Raw genomic sequence first — 16,336 nt, 5'->3', positions numbered from 1 at the left:
GGGGGCTGTTTTTGTCTTGGGGCGGCCCGGCGACAAAAAAAGGGCCCCCACGCCGCGCACGCTACGCGTGCTTGCTGACCAGCGACAAAAAACGGGCGCCTGATGGCGCCCGTTTGCATTCCTGCCGATCCGCGGATCAGGTCGCGGCGCCCGTGGGCGCGTCGGCCTTGGCAGCCGTCTTGGGGTTCTGGATCTCGCGCAGCGGGATCGGAGGCTGGAAACCGGCCTCTTCCAGGCTGCTGCGGATCTGCTGGTACAGGCCCCAACGCAGGTCCCAGTACTTGCTGGTTTCGGCCCACACGCGCACGTTCACGATGACGCCGTTTTCCTTGTAGTCGAACACCTTGACGAGCGGCGCCGGATCCTTCAGCGCGTCCGGGCGGGCGTTGACGATGTTCTGCAGTTTGGCCACCACCGCGTCCAGGTCGTCGCCATAACGCACCGGCACCGGAATATCCAGGCGGCGGGTCTGGTTGCGGCTGTAGTTGGTGATGGTGGCGTTCCACACCGTGCTGTTGGGCAGCGTCAGATGGATGCCGTCGCCCTGGATGAGCCGCGTCAGGAAGAGGCCCACTTCGGCCACCGTGCCTTCCGCGCCGGAACTCAGCGCGACGTACTCGCCCGCGCGGATGGGGCGCAAGATCAGCAGCATGATGCCGGCGGCGATGTTCTGCAGCGTGCCTTGCAAAGCCAGGCCGACCGCCAGGCCCGCGGCACCCAGCACCGCAATCAGGCTGGCCGTCTGCACGCCAAAGCGCGCCAGGACCGCGATGACCGTGAAGATGCGCACCGCCCAGACGACCGTGCTGTAGAACATCGGCACGATGGTGGGATCGATCTTGCTGGAACGCGTGGCCGCGCGGCGGACCCAGCTGCCCAACAGCGACGACACCCACCAGCCAATGACGAGGATCAGCAAGGCAACAAGCAGATTGATGCCCATATCCACCATCCTGGGAGCCCAGGCGTTAAATTCCCTCAAGGCGTCTTCCATGGATTCTCCTGCGAAAAATTGCGACCGAAAACTGTATCAGATGATCGATAAGCCAAGGGCCGCGATGCGGCCCAGGTATGTCAAGCTTTGTAAGCATACGCCCGGCAGGCGCGATGCAGGCGTCAGGCCGGCACGATGCGGAAATGATTGTCCCAGGACACCTCGCGCGACGGAGACAGCACCGGCGATTCCCCGCCCGCGGCATCGGTGCGCAGCATCGCGCCCAAACCGCTGCTGACCAGAAAGCCCGCATCGCGCGCGGGCGCCACGCCGCAACCGTCGGCCAGCAGCGTGGTGCCCAGGCAGCGGCCGCTGGCGGTGTCCCAATAGATCACCTGCCCGCCGACGGGGCTGGAGGTGGCAACGACGGCGCCGGCGGCATCCACCGTGACCGATCCCACGTAGTTGCGCATGTTGCGCAAGGTCTCGACCGGGCCTTCGAACAACTCCAGCTGCGCGCCGCGGCGATGGCGCCCCACCAGCGCCGGGCGGTCGGCCGCCGGCCCCATGTACTGGCAGCCGAACCACACGCAACCGTCAGCCGCCAGCGCCAGGTGCCGGATCGACAGGCGATGCAGCTCGGGCGCCAGTTCCACTTTTTCAAGCAGCTGGCCGCTGGCGGCGTCGATATACGCCAGCGACGGGCGCATCGTGTCCAGGTTCAGTTCCAGCTTGCCGTAGTCGGGATGCGTCAGGATGCCCCCGTTGGCCACGCACAGCGTCTTGCCGTCGGGCATCACCACCACTTCATGCGGGCCGATGCCGCCGGTATCGAATTCGCCCACGCGCCGCCAGGCGCCGCCGGGCGACGCATCATAGATGCCCAGCACGCCACGGCCACCCTCGAAGTCGTTCTCGGTGGCGGCCAACAGCCGGCCGCCGCCGACGAACGCGCCATGGCCGAAGAAATGGCGTTCGTCGGGCATCGGCAGCGCCTGCGGCGCATCGCCGCCACGCAAGGAAAACGCCACGGCGAAGAATCCGGGTTGCCGGCCGAAGACGACCGCGCGCTGACTGCCGGGATCGATGGCGAAACTGTGGCCGCGCGCCGGCATGGGCACCACGAGCCGGTCGCGGCCGGTCTCGTCAAGCAGCACCGCTTCGTCGCGCCCGCCGCGCTTGCGCGCGCTCAAGTACAACGGCCCGCCATCGGCGGGCAGCACCGCCCGTGCCGCGCCGGGAGATAGCCCCAGCGCCGCGGCCAGCGACAGGAAGCGGCGGCGGTCAATCACCATCGAGCGCATTGAATCCGATGGTGACGCCCAACGCCGGCGCCAGGTCCTGGTCGACGATGGCCTTGGCGTTCTTGATCGTCAGCGACGCCAACTGCAATTGGCGGCGGCCGTCCTCCTGCTTCAGCGTCGCTTCAAGCGGCGTGGGCACGGCCTGCAAAGTCTGCGCCGCATTCTGCAGTTCGCCGCGCACGGAGACGTCCATCCAATCGCCGCCGCGGGGCAGCGGATAGCCGCCGGCTTGATAGAAGGCCTTCAGGCCGTCCAGGTTGGCCGCCAGCAAACGCGTGGACAACTCGCTGCGCCAGAAGGCCGCGCGCTTGGGACGCGCCGCCTCGGGCGATTCCCCCAGCACCGGCAGGATCTTCACGTCGCGCGCGAACTGCAGCCCGGTGGACAAGGCCTTCATGGCCTCGGCCGCCACTTCCTGCGGATCGCGGTACAGGTCGTTGCCGGCTTGCGGCTTGGCGAACTGGCGGCCGAATTCACCCTCGGCGCTCCAGGCCTGCGCCACGTCGCCGGAAATCGTCGCGACGTTGGCCGCCACGGCGCGGGCGTAGCCGCACGCGTAGGGAAACGTCGGCGCATCGGTCTGCTTGAGCAGCGCAGGCTCGCCGTACAGCAGGTACTCCAGCGCGGGCAACCCCTGCACCGCGACGCTACGCCCCGCCAACGCGCCCGGCGCCAACACCGCAGGGTCGCCAGCCGCGATCAGCTGCTGCACCTGCTTGGGCATCACGCCGCGCGTGTCCGGCCAAAAGGCCAGACGCTCGAAACGGTTGGCCTGCACCAGCGGGCCGAAGCGCAGGATCTCCACGCCCGACCAGGCCAGGGCGACGTTCGCGAACGCGTCGCCGACGCGCGTGGCGCCGGCCGCATCCGGTTTGGCGCACCAGCCGCCCAGCGCGCCATTGAGCGCGTCGGCGGCATCCACCATCTTGCCCACCGCCGGGCGGGCGTAATCGCGCGCCAGGCGTTCGCCCAAGTCGGCGGGCAATTGGGTTTGCGCGGCCACGGGCGCGGCCGCCAGCAACATGGCCGCCAAGGCATGCTTGAACACAGGCTGGAAGGATCGGGCCATCACAGCGACTCCAGGAAACGGATCAGGTCGGCGCGTTCTTCGGGCGTCATCGCCACGACGCGGTCACGCGCGGGTTTGCCCGCGCCGTCATGCCACAACACGGCTTCCAGCAGCGTGCGGGCGCGCCCGTCATGCAGCCAGGTGGCATTGGGGTTCACGGTCTTGGTCAGGCCGATACCCCACAGCGGCGGCGTGCGCCATTCGCGGCCGTTGGCTTCGCCGTCGGACACGCCGTCGGCCAGGCCGTCGCCCATGTCATGCACCAGCATGTCGGTGTAGGGCCAGATCAGCTGGAAGCGGTGCTCCGGCTGCTTGGCATTGCGGCTTGTCACGTACTTGGGCACGTGGCAGGCCACGCAATTGGCTTCGTAGAAGAGCTTCTTGCCCGCCAGCACGCGCGCGTCGTCCGCGTCGCGTCGCGCCGGCACGGCCAGATTGGTGGAATAGACCGTGACGAAGTCCATCAGCTTGGCCGGGACTTCCTCGGGGCCGAAGCGCGGCTGCGCGCCGTGGGGCATGTCCAGGCACTGCTTCTGCGCAGGCGTGCAATCGCCCGAGTGCTTGGGGAACATCGGCGTGGACAGGCCCATGTCGTTGGAGAACGCGGCGGCGCTTTGCTGTTCGACCGTCGGTTGGCCGGCCTTCAGGTTGAAGCGGCCCAGCACGCGTGCGCCCGTGCGCGCATCCGTGACCCAATTGGCCTTGCCGACGATGCCGTCGCGCTTGTCCGCGCCCACGTTGGCCAGGATGTCGGCCTCGTGGATGGATTCCAGCAACCCCAGCCCGATCATGGGCGGTGCCAGGCGCGGCGAGATCTGCGTGTCGGCGCGCATCGGGCCGTAGCCCAGGTTCTCGATGCGGTAGGTGGGCTTCATCAACGTGGCGGTCTCCCCCCCGTTGAGCGCGACCGAGATGGGCTCGTACTCGATCTCCATGCGGCCTTCGGCGGGCAGGCCCGCCACCGCGAAGTTCTGCAATTGCACGCCATAGACGGGTTCTGGCAACGCCGCAAGTTCGCCCGCGGCAAGCTTGGGGTGGCCGCGGTCGGGGCCGCTTGGCACGGCCAGGCGCAGCAGCAGCGCCACCGCGTCCGTGCGCTCCAAAGGATCGAAGCCCGGCACCGTGCCGCGTCCGTCCTTGGTATGACAGGCCTGGCACGACCGCGCGTTGAACAGCGGCCCCAGACCGTCGGACGCCTGCGTGGAAGCAGGCGCCGACACCCAGTCCTTGCGGAACAGGCCGTTGCCGACCTGGAATTCCTGCCTGCCCTCGAAGCTCATGTTGGCCGACGGCTGCGAAAAAATATCGGCGTTGATGAGCTTGTTGGTCGTGCCCGCCCCGGCCTGCATGGTCTCGAAGGTTTCCACCTTGGAGAAATCGCGCGTGGGCGCGGTAATGGCGGTCACGCGTTTCTGGTCTTCGGGCGTCAGGTCATCACGCCCGGCGGGCACTTCAGATGCGGCGGCGGCGCCGGCGTGAGCCGACGCCGCCAGTACGGCGGCTAATACGAGTTTCACTTGAATACGGCGTCGGGTTTATCCAGGCTGTCGGAACCTTCGATGGCGACCTTGCCCAGGTCCAGCAACGCGATCACGCGTTCCAGGCTGCGGGTCTGGTCCACCAGGCGGTCGATGGCGGCCTGCACCATCGCGTTGCCTTCCTTGTTGCCGTCGGCAATCATCTGGTCATAGGTTTCGATCGTTTCGGCGCGCGTCTTCATCGCCTGCATGGCCGCCACCGTGGCGTCCAGCTTGGCGCGCACTTCGGCGTCCAGCTTCGGATCCTTGGCCTTGACCAGTTCAGACAGGCTGGCGCCCTTGACTTCCTTGCCGTCGATGCGGGTGTAGGCGCCCAGGTAGACGTTGCGGATGCCCAGTTGGTCGTAGTAGTGCGCGTTGTGCGTGTTGTCCGAGAAGCAATCGTGCTCTTCTTCGGGATCGTGCAGCATCAGGCCGAGCTTCATGCGTTCACCGGCCAATTCGCCGTACGACAGGCTGCCCAGACCGGTCAGCATGGCGATCAGGCCCGCCTTGGGATCTTCTTCGACGGCCTTGCGCGCGGCGCCGTCCTGCTTCCAGTTGCCCACCATTTCTTCCAGGTCCGTCACCAGCAGGTCGGTCACGGCCTTCAGGAATTCGATGCGGCGTTCGCAGTTGCCGCCGGTGCATTGCTTGGTGTCGAAGTCCGTGTGCGGACGGTTGCCCGAATGGCGTTCTTGCGGCGTGCCCTTGCGGTCGGCCGGCGCGGGGCCCGTGCCGTTCAGGTCCTGGCCCCAGAGCAGGAACTCGATGGCGTGATAGCCCGTGGCCACGTTGGCCTCGTTGCCGTCGGCCTCGTGCAGCACTTCGGACAGCAGCTGCGGCGTGATCTTGCTGACGTCGACCGTCTTGCCGCCCACCGAGAGCTTGGAATTGGCGATGACGTTGACGGCGTAATAGGCGTTCTCGTCGTTTTCGGTGCCGTAGGAGGCGTCCACGTAATCGATGAGGCCTTCGTCCAGCGGCCAGGCGTTCACGCGGCCTTCCCAGTCGTCGACGATGGGGTTGCCGAAGCGGTAGGCCTCGGTCTGCTGATACGGCACCCGGGCCGCCAGCCAGGCTTCGCGCGCGGCCTTCAGCGTTTCAGGGCTAGGTTTGGCGACCAGGGCATTGATGGCGGTGCGCAACGTCTTGGCGGCAGTCAGCGAGTCTTCATAGCCCGCCAACGCCAGATCCGAATAGGTGGCAACCACGGCCTTGGGCTCGACCGCGGCGTGGGCCGTTCCCCCGAATACCGCGGCGGCCAGCACCGCACCCAAAAGCAACTTGCGCATCGACTTTCTCCCGTAACTCGAACGGTCTCCGCCCCCGCGGCGGGCCGTTCCGACTTCAATTTTGTGGATGCGAGTGTAAACAATTTTCGTTTGATATTCAGCGCAGAGTCAGATACCTGACGTTTTTTTGAACGCCAACCAAGGACGAAACCACGCTGAAAGCGGTTGGCGGCCGCTACTATCCGGCATTCCCCGTCCCTCATTTTGTCGCCATGGAACTCCGTCAACTCCGCTATTTCGTCCGCGTGGCCGAGCTCGGCAGCATCGGCCGCGCCGCGCGAGATCTGGGCGTGGTCGCCTCGGCGCTGAGCCAGCAGATCAGCCGCCTGGAAAGCGAACTGGCTACGCGGCTGCTGATGCGCACGCACACCGGCGTCGTCCCCACGGCCGCCGGCACGGCGTTCCTGCGGCAGGCGCGGCTGACGCTGCGCCACGCCGAAAACGCCATCGCCGCCGCGCGCGAAGCCCGCCTGTCGGGCATGGTCAGCGTGGGGTTCGCCCCCACGACCGCCTCCGTGCTGGCCAAGCCGTTCTACGCCGCGATGGCCGAGCGCTATCCCAACGTGCGGCTGCACCTGGTCGAAGGCCTGTCGGGCAACCTGGGCGAACAACTCAACAACCGCCGGCTGGACCTGGCCGTGCTGTTCCAGAACGACAGCGGACAGGCGCGCAGCACGATCCCCGTCCTGGACGAAAGGCTGTTCCTGCTGGCGCGGCGGGGCATGTTCGCCTTGCCCGACGGTGAACCCGTCACCATCGCCGAACTGGCGGCCTTGCCGCTGGCGGTCACCAGCAAGGCGCATGGCCTGCGCGCCTGGGTGGAGGCCGCATTCGAGCGCGCAGGCATCGAACCTTGGGTCGAAGTCGAGGTGGACGGGCTGACCACCTTGATGGACCTGGTACAGGCCAACGCCATCGCCACCATCCAGCCGGGCGCCGCCGTCGCGCGGGCCGAGGCCGGGCTGCTGAACATGCACCCGATCGACGACCCGTTCCTGTTCCGGCGCAACGCCGTGCATTGCATCAACGAGGACGAGCTGTCGCCGGCCGCGCTGGCGGCGCGCTTGGTACTCGTGGACGTGATGCGGGCGCAGGTGCGCCATGGCGGCTGGCCCGGCGCGACCCTTCTCGATTCGTGATGCCCCCATGCCGGCCGCATGGCTAGGCCGCAGAAGGTCCCGCGGATAAATTGCATTCGTAGACGCTGCGGCATGGTGCTGCGGCCATGGACCTTCTCGAACGCTGATGACGACTGACACCCGACGCCCGGGCTTGCTTCCCATTCCTTCCATGCGACCGCATTGTTCCGAACAGGAATGGCAGGCCCGCGTGGATCTGGCCGCCTGTTATCGGCTGGTCGAGCGCTATGGCATGGCCGACATGATGGCCAATCACATCTCGGCGCGCGTGCCGGGCGAAGACAACGCCTTCCTCATCAACCCGTACGGCATGATGTACGAAGAGATCACCGCGTCCAGTTTGATCAAGGTGGACCTGGACGGCACCATCCTGGCCAAGCCCGATTTCGGCGAGCTGGACTACGGCATCAACAAGGCGGGGTATGTGATCCACAGCGCCGTGCACGCCGCGCGCCATGAAGTGGATTGCGTGATCCACACGCACAGCTGGGCATCCATGGCGGTGGCCTCCCTGGACTGCGGCCTGCTGCCGCTGACGCAGACGGCCATGCGCTTCCTGAAGATCGGCTATCACGACTACCAGGGCGTCGTGCTGGATCTGAAGGAACAAGCCTCGCTGCTGCAAGACCTGGGCCAGGGCGAGGCGCTGATCCTGCGCAACCACGGCGCGCTGACCGTCGGCAGGACGGTGGGCGAAGCCTTCAACTGGATGCACCGGCTGGAACTGGCGTGCCGCGCGCAATTGGCGGCGATGGCCACCGGCGCCCCCCTGCGGGCAGTCAGTCCGGCCGTGCTGGAAGAAACCTGGAACAACTATCAGCCCGGCACGCGGCGCCCCTACGGCGTCCTGGAATGGCCGGCCCTGTTGCGCAAGCTGGATCGCATCGACCCGGGCTTCCGCGACTGATTCCGCCGTTTTCCATGGCGCCGGCCGACGTGGCGGCACGGCGCCGCACATACCAAGACAACAACCACGAACGGAGACGATATGAACACTGCCCGAGCCCTGCTCGCCGCTGCGGCGGCGGCGTGCGCCTGTACGTCGCTGCCAGCGATGGCCGCGGACTACCCCGACAAGCCCGTCAAAGTCATCGTGGCGTTCACCGCCGGCGGCACGACCGACACGCTGACGCGCAGCATGTCCAATTCGCTGTCCAAGAAGCTGGGGCAGCCCTTCGTGGTCGAGAACAAGCCCGGCGCGGGGGGCAACATCGGCACCGAGTTCGTCGTGCGCGCCGCGCCGGACGGGCATACCCTGATCGTCAATTCCGTCGGCCCCATCGCGGTGAACGCGTCGCTGGCGAAGCTGCCGTTCGATCCCCTGACGGACCTGGTCCCAATGGTGCAGATCGCCACCGTGCCCAACGTGCTGGTCGTGCCCCCGTCGTCCCCCGCCAAGGACATCAAGAGCTTCCTGCAGTACGTGAAGACGGCGCCCCAGTTGAACTACAGCTCCACGGGCGTGGGCACATCCTCGCATCTGTCGAGCTACATGCTGATGGACCAGTTGGATGTCGAAGCCACGCATGTGCCCTACAAGGGCGCCGACGCGGTCAACGACTTGCTGGCGGGACGCATCGACTTCATGTTCGCCACCATCCCCTCCGTGATCGGTCAGATCCGCGCCGGCAAGCTGCGGCCGCTGGCGGTCAGCACCCTTCAGCGCTCGACCACCCTGCCCGAGCTGCCCACCATCGCCGAATCCGGCTACCCGGGCTTTGATGCCGGCTCCTGGTTCGGGTTCTTCGCGCCCAAGGGCACGCCGCCCGCGATGGTGGACACGATCAACCGCGAAGTCAACGCCGCCCTGCCCACGCTACAGGCGCAGATGCTGAATGAAGGGGCCGAACCGGTGGGCGGCACACCGGGCCAATTCGCGGCCTTCATCCGGCAGGAACACGACAAGTGGGCCGCGCTGGTCCGCAAGTTCGAACCCAGCGCCAACTGATCGCCCATGACGCCACACCAAGAGATCCGCATCCTGTGCTCGCCCGCCGAAGCGCCCGCCTTGCGCGAGGCGTTGCCCGCGGCGGGCACGCGCTTCATCCTGTGCCACCCTGAAGACGGGCAGCCCTGCGAGGCGCAAGTGGCCTTCGTGTCCCGCGACATCACGGGCGCGTCGACCAAGTTCCAGATCACGCCCGAGACCGCACGGTATTACGAGGCCATGCGTCATGCGCCCGCGCTGCAGTGGGTGCACGTGCATTCGGCCGGCGCCGACCGCGAGATCTATCAAAGCCTGCATGCGCGCGGCGTCGCCATCACTACCTCGCAAGGCGCGAGTGACGCGGTAGTGGCGCAAACCGCCGTCGGCGGCGTGCTGGCGCTGGCACGGCGCCTGCCAGTGCTGGCCGCGGACCAGCGCGAACGCGCGTGGCGTCCGCTGCTGGGCACGCGCACGCCGCGCGACCTGGCCGGCCAGCATGCAGTGGTGGTCGGCTGGGGCGGCATCGGACAGCGCATCGGCGAGTTGCTGCTTGCCCTGGGCCTGACGCTGTCGGTCGCGCGTCACTCCGACACGCCCGTGCGCCAGGCGCGGCATACCGTTACCTACCAGGCCCTGGCGGGGCTGCTGCCCGGCGCGGACTGGCTGGTGCTGGCCTGCCCGCTGACACCGGCCACGCGGGAACTGGTGGACCGCCAGGCGCTGGCCGCCCTGCCCGCGCACGCGTCGATCGTCAACGTGGCCCGCGGCCATGTCATCGACGAAGCCGCGCTGATCGACGCCTTGGCCGCCGGCCGCCTGGGCGGCGCGTTCCTGGACGTGTTCCAGCAAGAGCCGCTGCCCCCGGAATCCCCGCTATGGACGCTGGCCAACACCATCGTCACGCCGCATAGCGCCGGCTTCTCGGACGGCAACGCCGCGCGTGTGCGCGGCCTGTTCCTTGCGAACCTGGGCCGATGGACGCATGCGGAACCCCTGGCCAACAGGCTGGTCGGCTGACGCACGGATACGCCGAAAAAAAAGGCCCGGACGACGAGTCCGGGCCGAAGTTCCAGCCAACCTTCAGGGCTCGGCCGCCTTTAACGCTGCAAAGGCGCCTTGGCCGTTTCCTTTGCCGCCAGCAGCGCGATCGCGGTCACGACCAGCGCGGCGGCCACGTAGATCGAAATCGCCAGTGTCGAACTCCAGGACTTGTACAGGCTGGCAATGATCAGCGGCGCAAAGCCGCCGCCCACGATGCCGGCCAGCGTGTAGGCCAAGGACGAACCGGCATAGCGCACGCGCCCCGGAAATTGCTCGGTGATGAACGCCGCTTGCGGGCCGTACATCAACGCATGGATCAGCAGGCCCACCACCACCGCCGCGCAGATGGCGATGGGATGCGCCGTATCCATCAACACGAAAAACACGAAGGCCCAGATCATGCCCAGCACCGCACCCGCCAGATACACCGGCTTGCGGCCGATCTTGTCGGACAGCGCGCCGCACAGCGGCACGGCAATCGCATTCAACGCAGCGCCCAGCATGGTGGCAGTCAGCGCCATGGGTCGGGACAGGTGCAGCACGGTCGTCACGTACGTCAGCGTGAACACGACGACCAGCGCATACAGCACGTCCGAACCGATGCGCGAACCGCCCGCGATCAGCAATTGACGCCAATACTGGCCCAGCACCTCTTTGATGGGCGTGCTCGCGGTCTCGCGCTTTTCTTCCATTTCGAGGAACACGGGCGTTTCCTCGACGCCGCGGCGCAGCCACAGGCCGAACATCACCAGCGCCACGCTGGACACGAACGGAATGCGCCAGCCCCAGGCCTGGAAGTCCTCGGCGCTGACAAAAGCCGTCACCAGGGCGATGAAGCCGGTGCCGATCAGCGTGCCGCACGACGGGCCGACCTGCGTGAATGACGCGTTCCGGCCGCGCTGGTCCGGTTTGCCGTGTTCCATCGACAGCAATACCGCGCCCGCCCATTCCCCGCCCAGAGCCACGCCCTGCACGAAGCGCAGCGCCACCAGCGCCACCGGCGCCCACACGCCCCACGAGGCATACGTGGGCAACAGGCCCATCAGCCCGGTCGAGATGCCCATGATGACCAGCGTTGCGACCAGCACGAACTTGCGCCCCAGACGATCTCCCAGGTGCCCGAATACGAAGCCGCCCAAGGGCCGCGACACATAGCCCACCGCATAGGTGGAGAACGCCAGGATCGTGCCCGTCAAGGGATCGAAGGACGGGAAGAAGATGGAATTGAAGACCAGCGCGGCCATCAGGTTGTAGATGGTGAAGTCGTACCACTCCAGCGTGGTGCCGACCGAGCTGGCCATGGCCAGCCGGCGCATCTTGTTGGGCGTCGCCGCAGTGTGGGCCGCCTTCGCGGCGTGCAAGGCATGTTCTGCCATGGATTTCCCCTTGTTGTGTATCGGTAGAGAGTCGGGCGTGGCCGTGTTCAGCGCAGGTCCGACGCGTTCAGCTTCCAGCCCAGTTCAAGCAGCCAGCCATCCGCCGGATCCGACTTGAAAGCGCTGGCCGCCTGTTCGCGCAAGGCATGCGCGGCGGGCTCGGTGCTGGCCTCGACAACGAACAGGGGCGCGAGCTGGCGGTTGTCTTTGGATTCGCGCGGCAACGGTGTGCTGAGCGTGGTGTCGGGCACCAGCAAATAGGACTGAACGAAGCCGTCTGCCTGGGACAGGACCTGGCCGACTTGCCGGGCTTCGGCGATCAACGCCGCCGCGTCGTCGACCCCAGGCAAGGGCAGCACGACCAACTGGCTGCCGCTGCCGAAGCCCGTCACGGCCTCGACGGCGCAGACGCGGCGCATCGGGTCGCGCATGCGGTCCAGGTTGGCGATCGACCACGGCGTCTGGCGTTCAAAGGCAGCGCGGTAGTCGGCGGTGGTGAAGGCGGCCAGCGATTCGGTGCGGTAAAGGCCCAGGTACTTGCGGCCGCCGCTGCGCGACACGTAACGCGCGCCCGACAGGAAGCCGGGGATGCGCACGCGCTCTTCGACATGTTCGCGGTCGTACCAGCGGTTGAAATCAGGTTCATCGGCGGCCCCGACGTCGGAGGCGACGAAGAGCAGGCCATTGGGAGTCGAATCGGATGCGGCGGAGTGGCTCATAGCGGAAGACCAGCGTTCCTTCAATTTCAGAAGGCCACATCTTCATCCGCCAGGCCGGCCAGGGACAAACGAGTAATTCTTCCTTCCAGCAACAGAATTACTGAGCGCTACCCTAGGGATAACACTATTGCGCGGATCCGAAACGCGGTTCCGCGACCGAGGTCGTGAACTGGTCGGACGCCCGGCTGGCCAGTTCCGCGACCAGCCGGATGGCGTCCGACCCGGCGCTTTCCACATAGCTCACCACCAGCAGTTGCGGCGGCACCGGCATATCGCTGCGGATCACCTGCACTTCGCCGCGCGCCACATACTCGTAGATGGGCGGCAGCGGAACCAGCGCGCGGCCGAAGCCGCTTTTCACCAGACGCGCCAAGGCCGAAATGGAACTGACGCAATGCACCTTGCCCTGCGGCATGCCGGCCTCGCGGTACAAGGCCTTGAGCGCTTCGTGCGGCTGCGAGCCGGGGCTCATGGTCAATACCGGTTCGCTCAGCAGTTGCTGCACGGACAGCGATTCCTCGTCGCCCGCGCGTCCCACCCAGCCCATTTCCATGGGCAGGCAGGCCGTGCTGATGATGCCGGGGTCGTTCAGCAGGTCCGTCTGCAGCGCGATGTCCAGGGCGCCTTCGCGCAGGCCCCGGTGCAGCGCTCGCGTGGTCTCGGACGTCAACTGCACTTCGATGCCCGGGTAGGTGGACTTCAGGTTCGTCAAAAAGCCGATCAGCCACGTGTGCACCACCGTTTCGATCGCGCCGATGCGCACCAGGCCGAAGACCTCGTCGCCCCGCTTGCCCAGCGACAGGATCTGCTGGCGGATTTCCAGCAGGCGTTCGCCGTAGTCCAACAGCCGGGTGCCGACGGCGGTCAGGCGCAGTTCCTTGGCGTCGCGCTCGAACAAGCGCGCGCCGATGTCTTCTTCCAGCGAGGCGATGCGATTGGCCACCGCCGCCTGAGTGATATGGAGACGGTCGCTGGCGGCCCGGAAACTGCCCAGCCGCGCCGACCACAGAAATGCTTCGACAAAACGCGTATTCATCTTGAACCGGCGCCGCGTGGCGGCGCCCTTTTTCCCGTCTGCTTCAAACGCCCGGGGCGGCAAGCCCCGGTCCGCGTACATGCTACCGCCTAACCGCCCCGATGCGGGCCTGCACTGGGGTCCGCGACCTGTTGTGTCCCCTTCATTGGTGCGCCATGCACCAAAGTGGTTCATGGCAGGCACCAGCCCGACGCGCGGGAATGCGTCCGCCATAGGGCGTGGGCTCGTCGGAAAAAGTTGGCACGGGTCTTGCTTGGTGACTGGTATGCAAGCTTGTCTACAAGGCAAGCGCCGTCACCGGAAACACCGAGAGCACACCAGGAGCCCCCATGATCAACCGCAATGCGCCCTACGCCTTCAACGCCACCCGCCGCCGCCTGATCCAGGGGGCCGCGTTGGGCGCCGCGACGCTGGCTGCGCCCGCCCTGGTGCGCGCGCAGTCAGGGCCGGTGATCCGCATCGGCTTCTGGCCCGTGGCCGCTGGCCTGCCCTTCTACGCCGCCATCGAAAAAGGCTACTTCAAGGAAGCCGGCCTGAACGTCGAACCGCTGAAGTTCGCCGGCGCCCAGCAGGTCATGGAAGCCATGCTGGCCGGGCGCGCGGACGGCAGCGCCAATGGCACCGGCTCGGCGAACCTAGCCATCGGCGAAATCGCCTCGCCCGGCCTGTTCAAGATTTTCGCTTCCAATCCCAGCAACGCCAAGAACGTGCTGGACGAGTTCATCGTCGCGAAAGACAGTCCCATCAAATCCATCGCAGACCTCAAGGGGAAAAAGGTCGGATCTGGACCCGGCATCCAGAACGCCACGCTGGCCAAAGCAGTATTGGAGCGCGCCGGCGCAACCGGGGCAACCGTGGTCGAGTTGGCGATCAGCCAGCACGTCGCCGCGGTTGCCGCCGGCCAGTTGGACGCTTGCTACACGCTGGAGCCCACGGGCACCGTGGGCCGCCTGAACGGCACCACCCGCGTGCTGGAAACCGGCGTCATCGCCAAGTACGTGCTGGGCGATGCGATGGCGCCATGGTTCGGGGGATCGGCCTCGCTGACCACCGCCTTCCTGAAAAAGCATCCTGAAGAAAGCAAGAAGTTCATCGCCGCTTACGCGCGCGGCATCGAACTGATCCGCACCAAGCCCGAAGAGGCGCGCCCCTTCATGAAGGGCTACACCGCCATCGAAGGCCCGATGACCGAAGCCGTGCCGCTGGCCGCCTACACGCTCTACAACGAGTTCACGCCCAGCGACATCCAGTACTTCCAGAAATTCTTCGACCTGTTCACCGACAAGGGCATCTTCGCGCAGAAGGTCGACGTATCGACCATGCTCTACAAGGGCTGATCCATGACCGCAACCACCGCAAGCGGCGCCCCCACGGCGAAGAAGCCGCCCGCCAGGTTCAACGCAACGCGCCTCCTGCCGCTGATAGGCCCCTTGGCGCTGTTCGTGGTGTGGGACCTGGTGGTGCGCCTGCAACTGGTAAGCCCCGTACTCTTGCCCACGCCCAGCGCCACGATCGTGGCCTTGGTCAAGGGCCTGGCGGGAGGCCCGCTGCTATGGGACTTCCTGTCGTCCCTGAACCGCACGCTGCAGGCCTTCATCATCGCCGGCGTCATCGGCGTGCCGCTGGGCGTGCTGCTTGGCAGCAATGAAAAGGCGTATCGCAGCGTCGAATTCCTGGTGGACTTCTTCCGGTCCACCCCGTCTTCCGCGCTGATCCCGCTGTTCCTGATGATCTTCGGCGTGACCGACATGAACAAGATCGCCATCGCCGCGTTCGCGGCGGTGTTGGTCATCCTGTTCAACAGCGCCTACGGCGTCATCAATGCGCGCAAGCAGCGCGTGATGGCCGCGCGCGTGATGGGCGCATCGCGGTGGCAGATCTTCAAGGACGTGCTGATCTGGGAAAGCCTGCAGCCCACGTTCGTCGGCCTGCGCAGCGGCGTATCGATGGCGCTGGTGATCGTGATCGTGGCCGAAATGTTCATCGGCTCGGACAGCGGGCTGGGCAACCGCATCATCAATGCGCAGCAGGTGCTGAACGTGCGCGAGATGTACGCATCGATCCTGGCGGCTGGCGCCCTGGGCTATGTGCTGAACATTCTTTTTCTCATGCTGGAAAAACGCGTGGTCCACTGGAGCGGCCGATAAATGTCCACCGTCATCAACCCCATCATCGCCCCCGCGCCCGCCGCAGCGCCCTTCGCGCCCGGCCCGCTGGGCACCCACATCACGATCCGCGGACTGACCAAGTACTTCGCGGGCTGGCCGCTGTACGAAGACTTCAACCTGGACATCCCCAAAGGCAAGATCGTCTCGGTCTTCGGCCCCAACGGCTGCGGCAAGTCCACGCTGATCAACATGATCGCGGGGCTGATCCCCATCGACGCCGGCGAGATCCTGTTCGACGGCAAGTCGCTGGCGCAGACCAAGATCGGCTACGTCTTCCAGAACTACCGCGAGGCCATGTTCCCGTGGCTGCGCACGATCGACAACATCGCCTATCCGCTGCGCCTGGAAGGCCGCAGCAAAGCCGAAGTGGATGCGCGCGTGGAAGAACTGGTGGCCTCCTTCGACGTGAAGTTCGACTTGAAGCGCTATCCCTATGAATTGTCGGGCGGCCAGCAGCAGACGGCGTCCATCATGCGCGCCCTGGCGCCCGGACCCGAGGTGCTGTTTCTGGATGAGCCGTTCTCGGCGCTGGATTTCGAGATGACGCTGTTCATTCGCGAAAAACTGCAGGAAGTCTTCCTGCAGACGGGCACCACCATGCTGCTGGTCTCGCACGACCTGGAAGAAGCCGTGTACCTGGCCGACCAGATCCTGCTCCTGACCAAGCGGCCCACGCGCGTGGCCGAAATCCTGGACTACGCCGACGCCCGCCCCCGCACCGTGGAAACGCTGTCCGAACCCAGCTTCATCCAGATGAAGAAGCTCAGCCTGGAAATCTTCCAGCGCGAAGTGCGCAAGTAAGCCAGCCCCT

General features: G+C 66.4%; 15 protein-coding genes. 7 read left to right on the top strand and 8 right to left on the bottom strand.

Annotation, left to right across the window (positions count from 1 at the left end):
- Positions 1-136: 136 nt before the first annotated feature.
- The 5 genes from ACO6D5_RS17685 to ACO6D5_RS17665 form a co-directional block, all read right to left on the bottom strand.
- Positions 137-994: a mechanosensitive ion channel family protein gene (locus ACO6D5_RS17685; protein ID WP_315528005.1), complete on the bottom strand. Its 858-nt coding sequence runs from the start codon at positions 992-994 to the stop codon at positions 137-139.
- A gap of 122 nt (positions 995-1,116) precedes the next feature.
- Positions 1,117-2,229 carry a DUF1513 domain-containing protein gene (locus tag ACO6D5_RS17680; RefSeq protein WP_485826078.1) on the bottom strand — a complete coding sequence of 371 codons (1,113 nt, stop codon included), beginning with the start codon at positions 2,227-2,229 and terminating at the stop codon, positions 1,117-1,119.
- Positions 2,219-3,307 (bottom strand): imelysin family protein, encoded by a 1,089-nt coding sequence (locus ACO6D5_RS17675; RefSeq protein WP_485826077.1) that lies wholly within the window; start codon positions 3,305-3,307, stop codon positions 2,219-2,221. Before ACO6D5_RS17675 ends, ACO6D5_RS17680 begins: the two co-directional genes overlap by 11 nt.
- Positions 3,307-4,824 (bottom strand): di-heme oxidoreductase family protein, encoded by a 1,518-nt coding sequence (locus ACO6D5_RS17670; RefSeq protein ID WP_485826076.1) that lies wholly within the window; start codon positions 4,822-4,824, stop codon positions 3,307-3,309. Before ACO6D5_RS17670 ends, ACO6D5_RS17675 begins: the two co-directional genes overlap by 1 nt.
- Positions 4,821-6,119 carry an imelysin family protein gene (locus tag ACO6D5_RS17665; protein WP_485826075.1) on the bottom strand — a complete coding sequence of 433 codons (1,299 nt, stop codon included), beginning with the start codon at positions 6,117-6,119 and terminating at the stop codon, positions 4,821-4,823. The genes ACO6D5_RS17670 and ACO6D5_RS17665 overlap by 4 nt, the downstream gene beginning before the upstream one ends.
- 212 nt (positions 6,120-6,331) lie before the next feature.
- Here ACO6D5_RS17665 and ACO6D5_RS17660 point away from each other — a divergent pair, with 212 nt between their 5' ends.
- From ACO6D5_RS17660 to ACO6D5_RS17645, 4 genes are all read left to right on the top strand, one after another.
- Complete coding sequence (locus ACO6D5_RS17660; RefSeq protein ID WP_315528009.1) at positions 6,332-7,258, top strand: LysR substrate-binding domain-containing protein; 927 nt, start codon at positions 6,332-6,334, stop codon at positions 7,256-7,258.
- Between the two features lie 106 nt (positions 7,259-7,364).
- A complete protein-coding gene (locus ACO6D5_RS17655; RefSeq protein WP_315528010.1) occupies positions 7,365-8,165 on the top strand; it encodes a class II aldolase/adducin family protein in 801 nt (266 codons plus the stop codon).
- A gap of 81 nt (positions 8,166-8,246) precedes the next feature.
- Positions 8,247-9,206 (top strand): Bug family tripartite tricarboxylate transporter substrate binding protein, encoded by a 960-nt coding sequence (locus ACO6D5_RS17650; protein ID WP_485826074.1) that lies wholly within the window; start codon positions 8,247-8,249, stop codon positions 9,204-9,206.
- A 6-nt stretch (positions 9,207-9,212) separates the two neighbouring features.
- The gene (locus ACO6D5_RS17645; RefSeq protein WP_485826073.1) at positions 9,213-10,202 is read left to right on the top strand and encodes a D-2-hydroxyacid dehydrogenase; all 990 of its coding nucleotides are present in this window, start codon (positions 9,213-9,215) and stop codon (positions 10,200-10,202) included.
- Between the two features lie 80 nt (positions 10,203-10,282).
- Here ACO6D5_RS17645 and ACO6D5_RS17640 read toward each other — a convergent pair whose 3' ends face one another.
- The 3 genes from ACO6D5_RS17640 to ACO6D5_RS17630 all read right to left on the bottom strand — a co-directional run bounded on the left by ACO6D5_RS17640 (position 10,283) and on the right by ACO6D5_RS17630 (position 13,357).
- Positions 10,283-11,602, bottom strand: coding sequence for an MFS transporter (locus tag ACO6D5_RS17640; RefSeq protein ID WP_315528015.1), 1,320 nt, complete (start codon positions 11,600-11,602; stop codon positions 10,283-10,285).
- A gap of 47 nt (positions 11,603-11,649) precedes the next feature.
- The gene (locus ACO6D5_RS17635) at positions 11,650-12,321 is read right to left on the bottom strand and encodes a hypothetical protein (RefSeq protein ID WP_485826072.1); all 672 of its coding nucleotides are present in this window, start codon (positions 12,319-12,321) and stop codon (positions 11,650-11,652) included.
- 124 nt (positions 12,322-12,445) lie between these two features.
- A complete protein-coding gene (locus ACO6D5_RS17630) occupies positions 12,446-13,357 on the bottom strand; it encodes a LysR substrate-binding domain-containing protein (protein ID WP_315528017.1) in 912 nt (303 codons plus the stop codon).
- Between the two features lie 329 nt (positions 13,358-13,686).
- Between ACO6D5_RS17630 and ACO6D5_RS17625 the strand changes: the two genes are divergently transcribed.
- From ACO6D5_RS17625 to ACO6D5_RS17615, 3 genes are read left to right on the top strand one after another with little or no spacing between them, the layout of a single operon-like run.
- The gene (locus ACO6D5_RS17625; RefSeq protein WP_485826071.1) at positions 13,687-14,694 is read left to right on the top strand and encodes an ABC transporter substrate-binding protein; all 1,008 of its coding nucleotides are present in this window, start codon (positions 13,687-13,689) and stop codon (positions 14,692-14,694) included.
- A 3-nt stretch (positions 14,695-14,697) separates the two neighbouring features.
- Positions 14,698-15,504: an ABC transporter permease subunit gene (locus ACO6D5_RS17620; RefSeq protein ID WP_315528019.1), complete on the top strand. Its 807-nt coding sequence runs from the start codon at positions 14,698-14,700 to the stop codon at positions 15,502-15,504.
- Positions 15,505-16,326 (top strand): ABC transporter ATP-binding protein, encoded by an 822-nt coding sequence (locus ACO6D5_RS17615; RefSeq protein ID WP_315528020.1) that lies wholly within the window; start codon positions 15,505-15,507, stop codon positions 16,324-16,326. It begins immediately after the preceding gene.
- Positions 16,327-16,336 lie beyond the last annotated feature (10 nt).

Source organism: Achromobacter sp., from assembly GCF_057314935.1.
This window is presented reverse-complemented; position numbering and strand designations above follow the sequence as displayed.